Annotated in this window: 15 protein-coding genes; 12 read left to right on the top strand and 3 right to left on the bottom strand. The window is 67.4% G+C overall.

Translation table 11 applies throughout. From position 1 onward, the window contains the following. The first annotated feature begins 163 nt into the window (after window positions 1–163). The 6 genes from LOK46_RS14295 (at window position 164) to LOK46_RS14270 (ending at window position 6,278) form a co-directional block, all read left to right on the top strand. Window positions 164–1,330 (top strand): branched-chain amino acid ABC transporter substrate-binding protein, encoded by a 1,167-nt coding sequence (locus tag LOK46_RS14295; RefSeq protein WP_273564372.1) that lies wholly within the window; start codon window positions 164–166, stop codon window positions 1,328–1,330. A gap of 23 nt (window positions 1,331–1,353) precedes the next feature. Next, on the top strand, window positions 1,354–2,265 hold the full coding sequence (locus LOK46_RS14290) for a branched-chain amino acid ABC transporter permease (RefSeq protein WP_042669307.1): 912 nt from the start codon (window positions 1,354–1,356) through the stop codon (window positions 2,263–2,265). A gap of 28 nt (window positions 2,266–2,293) precedes the next feature. Next, window positions 2,294–3,520 carry a branched-chain amino acid ABC transporter permease gene (locus LOK46_RS14285; protein ID WP_273564371.1) on the top strand — a complete coding sequence of 409 codons (1,227 nt, stop codon included), beginning with the start codon at window positions 2,294–2,296 and terminating at the stop codon, window positions 3,518–3,520. Further along, a complete protein-coding gene (locus LOK46_RS14280) occupies window positions 3,517–4,308 on the top strand; it encodes an ABC transporter ATP-binding protein (RefSeq protein ID WP_042669308.1) in 792 nt (263 codons plus the stop codon). The genes LOK46_RS14285 and LOK46_RS14280 overlap by 4 nt, the downstream gene beginning before the upstream one ends. Next, window positions 4,305–5,024, top strand: coding sequence for an ABC transporter ATP-binding protein (locus tag LOK46_RS14275; RefSeq protein ID WP_053622283.1), 720 nt, complete (start codon window positions 4,305–4,307; stop codon window positions 5,022–5,024). Before LOK46_RS14280 ends, LOK46_RS14275 begins: the two co-directional genes overlap by 4 nt. Before the next feature lie 90 nt (window positions 5,025–5,114). Continuing rightward, the gene (locus LOK46_RS14270; protein WP_083915988.1) at window positions 5,115–6,278 is read left to right on the top strand and encodes a GlxA family transcriptional regulator; all 1,164 of its coding nucleotides are present in this window, start codon (window positions 5,115–5,117) and stop codon (window positions 6,276–6,278) included. A 427-nt stretch (window positions 6,279–6,705) separates the two neighbouring features. Here the strand turns inward: LOK46_RS14270 and LOK46_RS14265 are convergent, their stop codons facing one another. Beyond that, a complete protein-coding gene (locus LOK46_RS14265) occupies window positions 6,706–7,608 on the bottom strand; it encodes a LysR family transcriptional regulator (protein WP_273564370.1) in 903 nt (300 codons plus the stop codon). 145 nt (window positions 7,609–7,753) lie between these two features. Between LOK46_RS14265 and LOK46_RS14260 the strand changes: the two genes are divergently transcribed. From LOK46_RS14260 to LOK46_RS14235, 6 genes are all read left to right on the top strand, one after another. After that, complete coding sequence (locus LOK46_RS14260; RefSeq protein ID WP_273564369.1) at window positions 7,754–8,965, top strand: ABC transporter substrate-binding protein; 1,212 nt, start codon at window positions 7,754–7,756, stop codon at window positions 8,963–8,965. A gap of 70 nt (window positions 8,966–9,035) precedes the next feature. After that, a complete protein-coding gene (mmsB, locus tag LOK46_RS14255; RefSeq protein ID WP_273564368.1) occupies window positions 9,036–9,905 on the top strand; it encodes a 3-hydroxyisobutyrate dehydrogenase in 870 nt (289 codons plus the stop codon). A gap of 24 nt (window positions 9,906–9,929) precedes the next feature. Further along, window positions 9,930–11,429 (top strand): aldehyde dehydrogenase family protein, encoded by a 1,500-nt coding sequence (locus LOK46_RS14250; RefSeq protein WP_273564367.1) that lies wholly within the window; start codon window positions 9,930–9,932, stop codon window positions 11,427–11,429. Between the two features lie 19 nt (window positions 11,430–11,448). Continuing rightward, window positions 11,449–12,804: an NAD(P)H-dependent oxidoreductase gene (locus LOK46_RS14245; protein ID WP_273564366.1), complete on the top strand. Its 1,356-nt coding sequence runs from the start codon at window positions 11,449–11,451 to the stop codon at window positions 12,802–12,804. 38 nt (window positions 12,805–12,842) lie between these two features. Then, window positions 12,843–13,862 (top strand): TRAP transporter substrate-binding protein DctP, encoded by a 1,020-nt coding sequence (dctP, locus tag LOK46_RS14240; RefSeq protein ID WP_273564365.1) that lies wholly within the window; start codon window positions 12,843–12,845, stop codon window positions 13,860–13,862. 28 nt (window positions 13,863–13,890) lie between these two features. Then, a complete protein-coding gene (locus LOK46_RS14235; protein ID WP_273564364.1) occupies window positions 13,891–14,670 on the top strand; it encodes an enoyl-CoA hydratase/isomerase family protein in 780 nt (259 codons plus the stop codon). Window positions 14,671–14,951: 281 nt separating this feature from the next. On the opposite strand, the gene LOK46_RS14230 is transcribed toward LOK46_RS14235, so the two are convergent. Further along, entirely contained in the window at window positions 14,952–15,584 is a 633-nt protein-coding gene (locus LOK46_RS14230; protein WP_273564593.1) for a tyrosine-type recombinase/integrase, read from the bottom strand. 153 nt (window positions 15,585–15,737) lie between these two features. Continuing rightward, complete coding sequence (locus LOK46_RS14225) at window positions 15,738–16,214, bottom strand: MarR family winged helix-turn-helix transcriptional regulator (protein ID WP_273564363.1); 477 nt, start codon at window positions 16,212–16,214, stop codon at window positions 15,738–15,740. Between the last annotated feature and the right edge of the window lie 41 nt (window positions 16,215–16,255).

Here is a 16,255-nt window from a genome sequence, read left to right as displayed (position 1 = left end):
CTGGCCGGCAGCTAGGACATTTCCGTCATCGGCTCGGTACGCACGCGCCGCGCCCGGCCGTTGCACCGATGGCGCATCCGTTCAGGGGCCAGCGCGCTTGCGTGCTAGTCTGCCCACGGCCCCGCTGCCTAGTCTGCCTCCGGATCGAAGACGGAGAGGCGGAATGGGTCGGATCACGCGGCGGTGCCTCGCAGGAGTGGTGGCGGGTGCACTGCTCATCCCAGGATGGGCCGAGGCCAAGGACACGGTGAAGATCGCGTTCGTCGGCCCCCTCACCGGGCCGAACTCCCCCCACGGAATCGGCGCCCGCAACTCCGCCGAACTCGCCGTGAAGCTGTTCAACGCCGATCCGGCACATAAGTACCAGTACGAGCTCATGGTCCTGGACGACGAGTGCAAGCCGAATGTCGGCGTGCAGGTCGTGACCAAGCTCGGGTCGGACCGCAGCATCGCGGCGGCGGTGCCGCATTACTGCTCGGCCACCGCCATCGCCACGGTCGACGTGTTCCACCGCTTCAAGCTGCCGATGGTGGTCTGGGCGGCGGTGCTGCCCGAGATTACCTATGCCAACAAATACCCGGAGATCCACCGGGTGAGCGGCATCCTCATCGGCCAAAACCGGGTCGGTGCGCAGTTCATGAAGGGGCAGGGTTACAAGACCTTCGTCTCCTTCGCCGACTCGACCGATTACGGGAAGTCAATGAACAAATATTTCACCGAGTTCACCAACGAGAACGGCGGGAAGATCCTCGGAACTTTCGCGGTCGCGCCCGACCAGCAGGATCTCAGCGCCGAGCTTACGAAGATCAAGGAGTTGAATCCAGAGGTGATCTATTTCGGCGGCCTCACGCCGCTGGGAACGCGGCTGCGGACGCAGATGGACAAGCTCGGCATCAAGGCGCAGCTCGAAGGCAATTCGGGGATCATGGGCGATGCGTTCATCAACGCCGTCGGACCGGACCTCGCCGAAGGCGCTGTGACCTTCTTCGATTCGCCGCCGCTCTCCAAGATGCCCGGCGGCGCGGCCTTCACCGAGAACTATAAGGCCGCGGGCTTCAGGGATCCGCCGGAGGCCTACGGCCCCTTCGCCTACATCGCCACCCACCTGCTGATGCAGAAGATCGAGGCGGTGGGTCCCGACCGGGCGAAGATCACCGCGGCCCTCGCTGACGTGAAGGACGTGCCCTCGATCGTCGGGCCGATCACCTTCGACGACCACGGCCAGAACATCACGCCGCTCACCACGAAATACGTCGTGCAGGACGGCAAATGGGTGGTCTGGGAGGACAGCGAGTACGCGAGCGGCAAGCGCAAGCTGCTGCACCGCTGAGACCGAGCGATCGGAGACAGGCGATGAGCGCGATCGGCCAATACGTCCTCAACGGGCTCATGCAGGGGACGATCTACGGCCTCGTGGCGATGGGCTTCACGATCTTCTTCGGGGTGATGAACGTCATCAAGTTCTCCCACGGGGACGTGATGACGTTCGGGGCCTTCGGCGCCTTGGTCGCGGCGACCGCCGCCGCCGCCGCAGGGCTGCCGGTCGGGGTACAGATCCTGGCCGCCGTCTCGACGGCCGTGGGCCTCGCCGCGCTCCTCGGCGCCGGGATCTCCCGCCTCCTGATCCTGCCCCTGCGCACCGCCCCGCCCCTCAACCTCCTGCTGATGACGATGATGGTCGGCACCGTGATCCGCGAGGCGATCCGGCTGTTCTTCCCCAACGGCACCAACTCGCAGCGCTTCCCCGCCCTGCTGCCCTCCGGGGGGGCGACCGTCGGCGGCGTCTTCGTCCGCTACGACGGGCTGATCCTGATGGTGGCCGGGCTCCTGATCATCGCCGTCGTCCACCACATCATCAACCGCACCCGCTTCGGGCTCGCGATGCGGGCGGTGGCGGAGGATCAGGAGACCGCCCGGACGATGGGCGTCAATTTCTTCCGTGTCGTCCCCCTGACCTTCGCCCTCGGTTCGGCGACGGCGGGCTTCGCGGGGGTGATCTCCGGCCTGTACTACAGCGAGATCAACTACGGCATGGGCTTGCTGATCGCCGTGATCGGCTTCAGCGCGGCCATCGTCGGCGGGCTCGGCAACCTCTGGGGGGCGATCCTCGGGGGCTACCTCTTCGCCGGGCTCCAGACCGTCGTCGTCGCCACCCTGCCGACCTTCAGCGAATACAAGAACGTCGTCGCCTTCGTCGCCGTCATCGCCCTGATCACGTGGCGCCCCACCGGGCTGCTGGCCGAGCGCGCCAGCGAGCGCGTCTGACCTCCCCTCCCGCCCGGATGACGTACCGATGCTGATGCGCCACCGCCCCACCCAAGACGAGGTCTCCCGGGACGCGACGACGCTCGAGGCCGGAGTGAGGGCTCGGCGGGCTTCGGATTTCGCGGTCTTCGCGGTCGTCGTGGCCGCCTGCGCCGGGGCGGTCGCCTTCCTGGTCCATGCGGAGGACCAGCGGGTCGTCCTCTCGGCACTTGTGGCCTGCGGGATCGCGTGGTTCGCCGCTGCCCGGTTCCGGGTGATCGCCGCCGTGGAGCGCGGCGCGTCCGGTCATCCCTGGCCGGCGCGGCTCGTGCTGGTGGCCACCTGCCTCGCCGTCATCATCGTCCTGCGCGAGGACAATTTCGGCCTCCTGATGCTGGCGACGGTGCTGATCTACGCCACGGTCTGCCTCGGCCTGACGATCCAGCTCGGCTATGCCGGCCTCTCGAATTTCTGCGCCGCGGCCTTCCTCGGCTGCGGTGGGTACACCGCAGCCGCCCTCGGCCGGGCTGAGGGGATCGCCATCCCGGACCTCGTGGTCATTCTCCTCGGGGGCGGTGTCGCCGTCGCGATCGGCTCGCTCCTCGTCCTGCCGCTGCTGCGGACGCGGGGCCACTACGCCGCCCTGACGACCCTGGCCTTCGGGGTCATGTTCAACGTCTTCCTGGACGCCAACGAAGTGCTCGGCGGCCCCCAGGGACTGAAGCTCGCGCCGCTCACCGTGTTCGGCTGGGACTTCTCGAACGACCTCGACCTGTTCGGCATGACGTTCTCCTTCTACGCCAACTACGTCGTGCTCTGTCTCGCCCTCACCGCGGTGGCCCTGGCGCTCGTCGGCCTCCTCGATCGATCGTGGATCGGCATCCGTCTGGACGCGGTGCGGCTCGACGAGGTCGCCGCCCAGGTCTTCGGCCTGCGGATCGCCCGCTGGAAGATCCTCGCCTTCACCCTTGGCAACGTGCTCGCCGGGATGGCCGGGGCGATCTACGCCAAGATGACCGGCTTCATCGCCCCCAACAACTTCACCCTCGGCGACTCGCTGATGATGGTGTCGATCGTCATCCTGGGTGGGATCGGCAACCGCTGGGGGGTGCTGCCGGCGGCGCTGATCGTCGTGTTGCTGCCGGAGAAACTGCAGTTCATCCAGGAATACCGGCTGTTGCTGTTCGCGGTGCTGGTGATCCTCGTCCTTGTCCTCAGCCCCGGCGGCCTGTTGCCCCGCCGGACCCGAACCCTCGTCGCGGGGCGCCGGGCATGAGCGAAGTGGCGGCGGCCCCCGCGATCCTGGAGGCGAAGGGCCTGTCCGTCCGTTTCGGCGGTCTCTTCGCCCTCAACGAGCTCGACCTGACCGTCCGGCGCGGCGAGGTGCTGGGCCTGATCGGCCCGAACGGTTCGGGCAAGACCACCTTCTTCAACGTGACGAGCGGCATCTACCCGGCTGCGGCCGGCTCCATCGTCCTCGACGGCCGCGACATCACCCGGGAGCCCGCCCACGCGCTCGCCGGGCTCGGCCTCGCCCGGACCTTCCAGCGCTCGCGCCTGTGCCTGCCGCTCTCCGTCTTCGACAACATCGCGCTCGGCGCGCAGGAGCGCCTGCCGCAGGGTGTGATCGACAACCTCTTGCGCCGCCGCACCCTGGCGCGGGCCGTCGCGGCCCTCGCCGAGGAGGCCAGGGAGCTCGCCCGGTTGTTCAACCCAGACCTCGCCCGGCGTCTCGACGAGCCGGCCGTCGCCCTCGGCATGATCGACCGCCGCCGGGTCGAGATCTGCCGCGCCCTCATCGGACGGCCGAAGATCCTGCTGCTAGACGAGCCCTCCGCCGGCATGACCCACGACGAGACCAACCAGCTCATCGACGAGATCCTCGACGTGCAGCGCAGCCGCGGCGACCTGACCGTCATCATTGTCGAACACGAGATGGGATTGATCGAGCGCATCACCGACCGCTGCGTCGTCCTCAATTACGGCCGCAAGATCTGCGAGGGCCGCTTCCGCGAAGTGGCCGCCGACCCGACCGTCCGCGAAGCCTATCTGGGGCATTCATGACCGCGCGCCTGACCATCGACGGCGTCTTCACCACCTACGATCGTGTCGATGTCCTCGACGACATCACCCTCGAGGTGGCTCCCGGGCGGATCACCTGTATCCTCGGCTCGAACGGCGCCGGCAAGACCACGCTGATCCGTTCGATCCTGCGCCTCACGCCGCCGCGCCGGGGCTCCATCGCCTTCGACGGGCGCAAGCTCGACGGGATGCAGACCCACGAGGTGGTCGGTCTCGGGATCGGCTGCATTCCCGAGGGCCGCCGGATCTTCTCCAAGATGACCGTCGAGGAGAACCTTCGGCTCGGCGCCTACCGCGTGTCGTCCGAGCGGGAGATCCGGCGCAGGCTCGACGGCGTGCATGCCGTCTTCCCGCGCCTGAAGGAGAGGGCCCGCCAACTCGCCGGCACGATGTCCGGTGGCGAGCAGGCCATGGTGTCGATCGGCCGGGGGCTGATGACCGATCCGAAGCTCCTCGTGATCGACGAGCCCTCGCTGGGGCTCTCGCCGCTCTTCGTGCAGGAAAACTTCAATGTGATAGCCCGGATCAATGCGACCGGCGTCACGGTCCTGCTCGTCGAGCAGAACGTGAACCAGACGCTGGCGATCGCCCATCACGGCTATGTTTTATCCGGCGGGCGCATCGTGGCGCAGGGCTCCTCCGCGACGCTGCGGGACGACCCCGAATTGCAACGGGCCTATTTCGGCGCCGTGCACTGACTCTGCCGTCCCGCTGTTCGCCCGCCCCTGGTCCGCCTCTTGCAGCGGAAGGTGGACCGGATCACAGTCCGGGCAAACGCACCGGATGGCATGACCACACCCCGGACACCGTCGACCACATCCGTGCAGGCGCCGAGCCGTCGCAAGCTGTCGCTCGGTTTCGTGTTGCTGCCCCACTTCACCCTCGTGGCCTTCTCGACGCTCATCGATATCCTGCGCCTCTCCGCGGATGAGGGGGATCGCAGTCGGCCCGAGCGCTGCTCTTGGAGCTTGTTGGCCCCGGATCTGGAGCCGGTGACGTCGAGTTGCGGGATCCAGGTGATGCCCTGGGAGACATTCTCGGATCCGACCCGGTTCGATTACATCGTCGTCGTCGGCGGGCTGCTCGACCGGGAGCCCTACAATTCCCGGACTCTCGCCTTCATGCGAGAGGCCCATTCCGCCGGGGTGCGCCTCATCGGCATCTGCACCGGCGGCATCGCCATGGCCGAGGCGGGGTTGATGCGCGGCCGCCGCTGCTGCGTAAGCTGGTACCACTTCACCGATCTCGTCGCGCGGCACGACGACGTGATTCCGGTCGCGGACCAGCTCTTCGTGGAGGATGGCCCGTTCATCACCTGCGCGGGCGGTCTCGCCAGCCTGGATCTCGGGGCTTGGCTGATCGACCGGCACCTCGGTCCTGGCCATGCGCAGAAGAGCCTGCATATCATGGTCACCGACCGGGCTCGTCCCGCGGCCGGGGCCCAGCCCCAGCCGCCGAGTGCCGGAATCGTCGAGGACAACCGGGTCCGCCGGGCGATGCTGCTGATCGAGCAGAATCTCAGCACACCCCAGCGGGTCGAGAAGATCGCGCAGGCCGTGGGACTGTCGAAGCGACAGCTCGAACGGGTCTTCCGCAAACTCGTCGGCAAGAGCGTCCAGGAATACTCACGAGACCTTCGCGTCCTCTATGGACGCTGGCTCCTGGCGAACTCGCCGCAGACCATCACGGAGGTCGCCACGGAATGCGGGTTCTCGGACGTATCCCACTTTAACCGCCTGTTCCGTCGCAGCTTCGGCTGTTCGCCATCGACCATGCGTCGGGGTGACAGCCAAGGTTCGGCGGAGGCGTCGGAGGAGTGGGACAGCCTGCGGGCGTTGGCCGGATCTCCCGACAGCCAGGGCGATTTCCATCGCTACCTGAACGATGAACCGGCCGGGGTTCTTGGAATCGATCGGTTCCTGAACTGTGAGCGGCGTCCCTACGCCCAATAGCTCCCAGGCGGGGCTGGCGATTGACTAGACGGGGTCGCCGCCGGCGCATCCGACGTCGGCACACAATTTAGCGTTCTACATGCGGACGGCGCTGCAGTGGCAATCTGCGATCCTGTCCTGCGCCCCTTGGTGAGCCTGAGCAACTCCGCTTCGGCGCAGCGCGTGCTGAGGATCGGCATGACCGCCTCCGACTTTCCGCAGACCACGGGACAGGCCGAAGTACGGCGGCGAGAACGGTAGCTCATGGTGAACTCAAGTCTGCTTCGGAGACGCTGCGGGAAGCGAACGAATGACTGGGATGGGCGCCAAGCCGAATGTCCGCTCCTGCGCGCGATAGCGATCCGGCGTGACGGAGTCTGGCCGAAAACGGCCGGTCCGCTGCGGAGGCGATCCGATGGAAAAGCAGACGCCAATTTTTGTTCTATCATCAATGCGGAAGAAAGGCTGGACGTGCGGCGCGCGCAGCTGAGACTATGAACTCTGCGGTAGTCTTGATTCGGTTGAGATGCGCCATGTCCGCATGCGTCAGCAACCAATACGTGCGGGTGATGCGAACACTTTCCGGGAGAAGGCGAACAAGGTCCGAGTGCCGGTCGGCCATGAAGCAAGGCAGGATGCAGAGGCCAGCCCCGCTCTTGGCGGCCGTCATCTGCGTGATGATGTTCGAGATGCGGATGGACGGCTGCAGGCCAGGCAGGGCCTCGGTAAAGTAATCGAGTTCCGGCGAGAAGACGAGCTCGTCGATGTAGCCAATGAATCGGTGCTGGTGCAGGTCGGACTTCCCCTCAGGTCGGCCGCAGCGGTCGACGTAAGCGGGCGCGCCGTAGAGGCCGAGTTCGTAATCGGCGAGCTTGCGGGCGTGGAGACGTCCGGTGGCCGGCCGCGTGAGACCGATGGCGAGATCGGCCTCGCGCTTCGAGAGGCTGAAGGCTCGCGGGGTCGCGACGAGCTCGATCGATAGACCGGGGTACAGTGCCGAGAAGTCGCCGATCCGCTCCGAGAGGCAGAAGGTCCCGAACGCCTCCGGCGCGCCGATTCGCACGGATCCCGTCAGGCCGATAGCCGGGTCGACCTGATCGAGCCAGATGCCCAGAGCCGCCCGCTCGATCGCCTCGGCCCGCGGCAGCAGGCGCTCGCCCTCCGGCGACAGCCCGTAACCGGTCGGCCGCCGATCAAACAGCTTGGTGCCGAGGGCCGTCTCCAGCCGCGTGATCCGTCGGCTCAATGTGGTGTGCTCGACGCCCATATTGCGAGCCGCTTCCGTCAGCCGCCCGGCGCGGGCCACAGCTAGGAAGGCCTGCAGATCGTCCCACCGGTGTGTCGAGCGCATCTGTCAATCCGTGAGCGTGCGTTGTGCAAAAATTGGCATAGACGTGCCGAAGCGTGTGCGCTTTTTTCCTTTCATCCCGCGCTAGCCCCTGAGATTGGCGCAGGGAAGAGAGCGGCATCAGACCGCGATCAGGGAGGATGGTGCGATGGCGCGGGCCCTTTGCCGTGCGGCTGCCGCGTTCCTGCTCGGCTTCGGCACCGCCTCGGCGGCGGAGAAGACCGTCAGAATCGGCGTCCTCAACGATCAATCCTCGATCTACGCCGATATGGGCGGGCCAGGATCCGTCGTGGCGGCGAATCTCGCCGTCGAGGATTCTGGGCTGCGCGGGAAAGGCTGGAACGTTGAGATCCTGGTGGCCGACCATGGCAACAAGGCGGACGTGGCGTCAACGATCGCCCGGCAGTGGTTCGACACGCAGGGCGTCGATGCCGTGGCCGACGTCACCAACTCGGCGGCGGCGCTCGCGGTGAGCCAGATCGTCCGGGACAAGAACAAGGTCATGCTCGCCTCGGGACCCGCCGTGTCGGACCTCACCGGCAAGGCCTGTACGCCGAACACGGTGCACTGGACCCACGACACCTGGGCCTTCGCCAACGGCATCGGCAAGGCTGTGGTGGAAACCGGCGGCAAGACATGGTTCTTCCTGACCGCGGACTTCGCCTTCGGCCACGCCCTGGAGCGCGACACGGAGCGCATGGTGCAGGCGAGCGGCGGCACGGTGGTCGGCCGCGTCCGGGCGCCCAACAACACCTCGGATTTCTCCTCCTACCTCCTCCAGGCGCAGGCCTCGGGCGCGCAGGTAATCGGGCTCGCCAATTCCGGGGGCGACACCGTCAACAGCATCAAGCAGGCGGCCGAGTTCGGCATCGTCGGCTCGAAGCAGCGGCTCGCCGGCCTCCTGATCTACGTCACCGACGTCCACGCGATCGGGTTGCAAGTGGCGCAGGGGCTGTCGCTGGTCTCGCCGTTCTACTGGGACATGAACGACGGCACCCGGGCCTTCTCGGACCGGTTCGCGGCGCAGCGCGCGGGAGCGAAGCCCTCGATGGTGCAGGCCGGCGTCTACGCCTCGATCCTTCACTATCTCAAGGCCGTGGAAGCTTTCGGCGAGGCCGGCGACGGCGCGAAGGTCGTCGCGACGATGAAGGCGATGCCGACCGACGATCCCCTCTTCGGCAAGGGCACGATCCGCGCGGATGGGCGCAAGATGCACCCGATGCACCTCTACACGGTCAAGGCGCCGTCCGAGTCGCGCTATCCGTGGGACTACTACGCCTACAAGGCGACGATCCCCGCCGAGGTCGCGTTCCGGCCCATGAGCGAGGGCGGCTGCCCGCTCGTCGCCAAGTCCCAGTAGTCGATTCTTAGTGACGTCACGGGAGCAGAGAATGACCCGGATCGGCTTTATCGGTCTCGGACGTATGGGCATGCCCATGCTCCGCAACCTCGTGGCGGCGGGACACAAGGTCCGCGCCTACGACGTCGCAGAGGCGGCGCGGGTAGAAGCCCGGGAAGCTGGAGCGGAGATCGCCCCGAGTGCCGCCGAGACCGCGTCCGAGGTGAACGTCCTGATCTCGATGGTCCCGACCGGGCGCCATGTTCTGGAGATCCATACCGGGCCGGGCGGGACCCTCGCCCGGCTGCCGGATGGCGCCCTGCTCATCGATTGCTCCACCATCGCCGTGGCGGAGGCTCGGGCGCTGCACGCGGCGGGGGCGGAACGCGGGACCCCGGTCCTCGATGCCCCCGTCTCGGGCGGGGTCATGGGGGCACAGGCCGGCACGCTCACCTTCATGGTCGGCGGGGAGGCGCGCGATCTCGACCGGGCACGGCCGATCTTCCAGGCGATGGGCCGCAACGTCTTCCACGCCGGGCCCGCCGGCAATGGTCAGGCTGCCAAGGTCTGCAACAACCTTCTGGCCGGCATCTCGATGATCGCCGTCTCGGAGGCTTACACGCTGGGCCAGCGCCTCGGCCTCGAGCCCGCGACGATGCGGGAGATCGTCTCGACCTCAACGGGGAGCTGCCACGCGCTGGTGAATTACCCGCCGGTCCCGGGCCTTCTTCCGAACGTCCCGTCGAGCCGCGAGTATCGGAACGGCTTCGCCGCCGAGCTGATGCTCAAGGACCTGCGACTCGCCGAGCAGGCGGCGATGGATACGAGGTCGAGCCTTCCGCTCGGCACCCTTGCGGCCTCCCTCTACGGCCTGTTCTGCGGCAGCGGCTCGGGGGATCTCGATTACTCCGCCGTCATCCGCATGATCGAGGGCGCGCCGGCCGTCGCTGCGCGCCCCTGAACCCGGCCGACGGAAGGAAACACCATGGCAGATCCGCACCCCCTACCGGCGACCTTCTCAAAGCAGATGCTGATCGGCGGTCAATGGCGGCCCGCCGTCTCCGGCCGGACCATCGTGGTCGAGAATCCGGGACGGCGCGAGCCGCTCGGCGATGTCCCGAGGGGCGAGAAGGCGGATGTCGATCTGGCCGTCGATGCCGCCGCAGCCGCCTTCCCCGGCTGGTCCAGGGTCGCAGCCCGCGACCGCGGGCGGCTGCTGCTCGCCATCGGCGAGGCGCTCGAAGCCCGCCAGGAAGAGCTGGCGCGCCTCATCGCCAGCGAGACCGGCAACGCCCTGCGCACCCAGGCGCGGGGCGAGGCGCGGATGGTCGCCGATGCCTTCCGCTATTTCGGCGGGCTCGCGGGCGAGTTGAAGGGGCTCACCATCCCCCTCGGCGAGGGCATGCTCAGCTATTCGCGGCGCGAGCCGCTCGGGGTTGTCGGCGCCATCGTGCCGTGGAACGCCCCGGCCCAGCTCGCGGCGCTCAAGATCGCGCCGGCAGTCTGCGCGGGCAACACCATCGTGCTGAAGGCCGCGGAGGACGCGCCGCTGGCGGTGCTGATGATCGCCGAGATCTGCCAGGACCACCTGCCGCCGGGCGTCGTCAACGTGGTCACCGGCTACGGCCAGGAATGCGGCGAGCCTCTGGCCTCCCACCCCCTCGTGCGGAAGGTGAGCTTCACCGGCTCGACCTCGGTCGGCAAGGCGATCATGCGGGCGGCCGCGGACCGGGTCGCCCCGGTGTCCCTCGAACTCGGCGGCAAGAGCCCGTCCATCGTCTATCCCGATGCCGACGAGGACTGGGTGCTCGACGGCATCGTCGCCTCCATGCGCTTCACCCGGCAGAGTCAGTCCTGCACGGCGGGCTCGCGCCTGTTCCTGCATGCGGACATCTACGATTCGTTCCTCGACCGGCTGGTTGCCCGTACCTCCGCCCTGAAGATCGGCGACCCCCTCGACGAGGCGACCGATGTCGGCGCGATCATCAACGAGCGCCAGTTCACCAAGGTCTGCAGCTACGTCGCGGACGGGCTGAGCCGGCCGGAGGCGCGGCTCGTCACCGGCGGCCTGCCGCCGAAGGAAGGCCCGCTGACCCGGGGCTACTTCGCGGTACCGACGATCTTCGCCGACACCTCGAACGACTGGCGCCTCGCCCGGGAGGAGATCTTCGGGCCGGTCCTCGTGGCGATCCCCTGGCGGGACGAGGACGAGGCGATCCGCATGGCCAATGACAGCCACTACGGGCTCGCGGCCTACATCTGGTCCCGGGACATCGGCCGGGCGCTGCGGGCGGCCCACGCCGTCGAGGCCGGCTGGGTGCAGGTCAACCAAGGCGGCGGGCAGGCGCTCGGCCAGTCCTATGGCGGCATCAAGGAGAGCGGCATCGGACGCGAGATGTCGCTCGAAGGCATGCTCGACAGCTTCACCGAGACGAAGAGCGTGAACGTCAACCTGGCGATTCCGCCGCTCCAGACCGGCCGGTGACGACGGAGAGAGACTTGCGATGAACCTCTACCGATTGCTGCGGGAGCGCCAGGAGGCCGGCCGGCCGGTGACGGTCGCCCTGATAGGCGCCGGAAAGTACGGGACGATGTTCCTGGCCCAGGCCCGCACGACGCCGGGGATGCAGATCGTCGCCGTCGTCGACCTCGACGTGACGCGGGCGGCGCGTCAGCTCGCCTCCTGCCACTGGCCGGCGGAGCAGGTCGCCGCCCGATCCTGCGAGGACGCGCTCCGCACCGGCCGGACCTACCTCACGGATGACGCCGACGCGGTGATCCGGGCCGGAGGCATTGAGGTGATCATCGAGGCCACGGGCTATCCGCGCACGGGCATCCGCCTCGCCCTCGCGGCCATCGCGGCGGGCAAGCACGTCGTCATGGTCAACGTCGAGGCCGACGTGGTGGCGGGGCCGCTGCTCGCCCGGAAGGCCGCGCAGGCGGGCGTCGTCTATTCGCTCGCCTACGGCGACCAGCCGGCCATCGTCTGCGAGCATGTCGACTGGGCCCGCGCCTGCGGCTTCCAAGTCGTGGCGGCGGGCAAGGGCACCCGCTATCTGCCGCGCTTCCACCAGTCGACGCCCGACACGGTGTTCGACAACCTGCCGGGACTGATCGAGATCGAGGACCGGTCCTCGATCAATCCGAAGATGTTCAACAGCTTCGTCGACGGGACCAAGTCGGCGATCGAGATGACCGCCATCGCCAACGCGACCGGCCTCAAGGCGCAAACTCAGGGCCTCGTCTTCCCGCCCGCGAGCCGCTTCGAACTCGCCGATGTGCTGCGCCCGAAGGACGAGGGCGGCAGCCTGGAATTTTCTGGGGTGACGGAATGCGTCTCCTCTCTCACCCGGGACGGGTCGAGCGTTCCGCACAACCTCGCCCACGGCACCTTCGTGGTGGTCGAGGCGGCGAAGGACAGCGCCTACACCCGGGAATGTTTTCGCGAATACCATATGCTGCCGGATGCGAGCGGGCGCTACGCGGCGCTCTACCGGCCGATCCACTTCAGCGGCCTGGAACTCGGCATCTCGGCGGCCTGGGCGGCGTTACTCAAGCAGCCGACCGGCGCCCCGTCTTGCTTCAGCGCTGACGTGGCGGCCATCGCCAAGCGCGACCTCAAGGTGGGCGAGATCCTCGACGGCGAGGGCGGCTACTGCGTCTGGGGCCGGCAGGTTCCGGCGGAGATCTCTCTCAACGAGGCCTACCTGCCCCTTGGGCTGGCGCATCAGGTGAGGCTGGTCCGCGACGTCCCGATGGGCGCGGGCGTCCGCTGGGACGACGTCGCCTTCGCGCCGGACGATCCCGTCGTGGCGCTTCGCCGCGAGATGGAAGCTGCCTTCGACCCGCGCCCGGCCTGAGGCGGCGTCTCCCCACCGACCCGAGGAAGTACCCCGTCATGCCGACGCGCCGCGCCCTGCTTTCCGCCGCCGTCGCGGCGCCGACCCTCATCCGGTTCGGGGAGCGGGCGGCGGCCGGGCGCGACCTGAAAATCTCGCACCAATTCCCCGGAGGCTCGGAAGATGAGGGCGATTTCCGCGACAGGCTCTGCCGGAAGTTCGCCGCGGCGCTGCGGCGACGCTCCGAGGGTGCGCTCACAGGAACCGTCTATCCGAACTCGTCCTTGATGAAGACGAACTCCCAGTTTGCCGCGCTCCGCAAGGGCGCTCTCGACCTGAGCCTCTTCCCTCTCGCCTATGCCGGCGGCCAGATCCCGGAACTCAACATCGGGCTGATGCCCTGCGTTGTCGGCTCCTACGCTCAAGGTGCAGCCTGGAAGGGGGCAGCGGTCGGGCGCAAGCTCACTGGGTTCCTGGCCGAGAAGGGCATCGTCATCGTGTCCTGGGTCTGGCAGGCGAACGGCGTCGTCTCCCGCGCCAACCCGATCGTCGTGCCCGAGGACGTGAAGGGCATGAAGACGCGGGGCGGCTCCCGGGAGATGCATGTCCTGCTCCTCGCGGCCGGGGCCGCGACGCTGCCGCTGCCCTCGAACGAGATCTACGCGGCGATGCAGACGGGGGCGGTGGATGCCGTCGTCACCTCGTCCACCAGCATGATCTCCTTCCGTTTAGAGGAGATCGGCAAGCACCTGACCACGGCGCGCGACCGCACCTTCCTCTTCACCTTCGAACCCCTGCTGATGTCGAAGGCGATCTTCGATTCCCTCACGCCGGGCGAGCGCGACCTGATCATGGCTGCTGGCGCCGAGCTGGAGCCGTTCGGGACAGCGGGCTCAAAGGCCGACGACGACAGAGTCGTGGAGGTGTTTCGCAAGGCCGGGCGGCAGGCGCGGGAGATCAATGCGGGTTCGTTTGAGAAGTGGCAGGCCCTCGCCCGCAATTCGACCTGGAAGGATTATGCCGGGCGGAGTTCCGAGGCGGCCGAGCTGCTAAAGCTGTCCCAAGATGTTCCGGTATGACCCGGCCAGCGTGACTGATGGTATCGACATGACCGGACGGATCATCGCGGAGGTTACGGACTCCCGCGCGACACTCACGATCAGCCAGCCGAAGCGGCGCAACGCGCTGACGGTCGCGATGTGGCAGGATCTCGCGGAGCATGTCCGAGCGCTTTCGCGGAACGACGCCATGCGCTGCATAGTCATCCGCGGCGCCACCGCGGAGGCATTCTCCGCGGGCGCCGATATCTCCGAGTTCCACGCCGAACGCGCGACCTACGAGCAGGTTGTCCGCTTTCACGAGGAGTATGTCGGTGGATGCCTCGGGGCGATCGCCGATTGCCCCGTGCCCGTCGTCGCCGCGATCCAGGGCGCGTGCTTCGGGGGCGGCCTGGAGATCGCGGTCGCCTGCGATCTCCGCATCGCCGCGCAGGAGGCCCGCTTCGGAGCGCCGGTCGGCTGCATGGGCTTCCCGCTGGCTCTGGGCGAAACCGAAGCTCTGTTCCGCCTCGTCGGGCCATCCGTTGCCGCGGAGCTGTTGATCGAGGGCCGCCTCTTCGATGCCCGGACGGCCTATGAGAAGGGCTTGGTGTCCAGAGTCGTCGAAGCCGAGAATTTCGAGGGCGCCCTCGCTGAAGCGGTCGAGAACATCTGCGCCAGCGGCATCCTAGCGGCCCGGTCGCACAAGCGTCAGATCCGACGGCTGATGCGGGATGCTGCTCCCGTGACGCGCGCGGAGAGGATGGAGGTGTACGGCTTCGCAGAGAACGAGGAGTACAGGCGTGGCGTCGAGGCGTTCCTGGCCAAGGCGCCCCGCCGGGTCCGCTGAGCCGCCGAGATGTCATCAATACGCACGCGAGTTTCAGCGGGCGTTCCAGTCGATTATGCGCGCCCCATCTCCCTCGCCGTGTCTTGAACGAGAAACAGCAGCAGTGTGCGCTGAGCGGTGACGATTTCACCCAACAGGCGGTGCGCGGAAGGGCAGTTGGAAGTACAGTTTTTAGCTCCGCTTCCGGGAGCGTCGTGATTGACGTTTAGCGGCGGCAACGGGCGCTTTGCTGCCGAGCTAGTTTGAAAGCCCCTCGACAATGGAGCCGAGGGGCCAAGCGCTCAAATCTCAGTACCTTCGGCTAGAGTCAGAGCATCCTCGACGTCCACACCGAGGTACCTGACCGTGCTCTCGATCTTGGTGTGGCCGAGCAGAATCTGGACGGCACGCAGGTTGCCGGTCCGCTTGTAGATCAACGACGCCTTCGTGCGGCGGAGGGAATGGGTTCCGTAGTCCTCGCTGCGCAGCCCGACGCCCGTGATCCACTCATCGACCAGGCGCGCATACTGCCGGGTGCTGATGTGCGTGACGCCGTCGAGCCGGCTCGGGAAGGCATAGTCGTCGAGCGTTCCGCCCCTGGCCTCCAGCCATACCAGGATGCTGGTACGCGCGGGCTCGAGCAATTCGAACTGCACCGGTCGGCCGGTCTTGCGCTGGATGACGATGGCGCGGCTCCGGACGCGACCACCGCTGACGAGGTCGCCAATCTTGAGCTTGACGATGTCGCAGCCGCGCAGCTTGCTGTCGATGGCGAGATCGAACATTGCCCGGTCGCGTGTACGCCGTTCGCGATCGAGCCAGAACCAGATGGCCCAGACTTGCTGAGGTTTGAGGGCTCGGTTGGCCCCGAGCTTGCGGCCAGCGTCCCAGGCCGGTCGCCCTTTCGTGGCCGGATCATATGCAGAGTGTCCCATCATATGTCTCCTCGCCGGCCCATGCCAGCGAGGCGAAGAGACACCCGAACCAAGGCTGTGAAGATGGGGGCATATGCGGACGTTCCGCTGGCGACCCAACCTCGCCGTTGCGCCTGCATTCTTCCGATCCGGTAAGCGGACGCTCAGCAAGCGTTATGCATCGGCTTCATCCTCGCCCGCATTGCTGGCCGCCAGTCTGCTTCGCAACACGCCGAGGACCCGAACGGCCGTCGCTAGATCGTCCAATGACAGGCCCGTCGCGAGATCGTCGGCAGCTGGGTCCCAGGCCTGGATCGCGTCATCGTAGGCACGCCTGCCCGCCGTCGTCAGCAGCACCAGTTGCGCCCGCTTGTGGTGCGGGTTGTTCTCGAACCGCAACAAGCCTTCCTGTGCAAGCTCGTTGACGATGCGCTGGACGTTCTGCCGGTTCGCCCCGAGATCGCGGGCGAGCCATGCCACCGGTTGCGGTCGGTCGGCGTACGCGATGGCCCCCATGATCTGCCAGCGGGCGCTGGTCAGGCCGAAGGGCCGAACCAACCGATCGCCCCAGACGAGCGTCGCGTTGTTCACCCGGAAGAGCGTGAGGACGAGATCGGTCAGCATCTCGGCCGAAGGCGATCTGCGGGGCATGTGGGTATCCTGTTGACATCATGGTGTCGATTTTGTAAATC

The sequence above is a fragment of the Methylobacterium sp. NMS14P genome, assembly GCF_028583545.1.
Lineage (GTDB): Bacteria > Pseudomonadota > Alphaproteobacteria > Rhizobiales > Beijerinckiaceae > Methylobacterium.
Note: the sequence above shows the minus strand (reverse complement) of the source record. Positions and strands in the feature narration are given on the sequence as shown.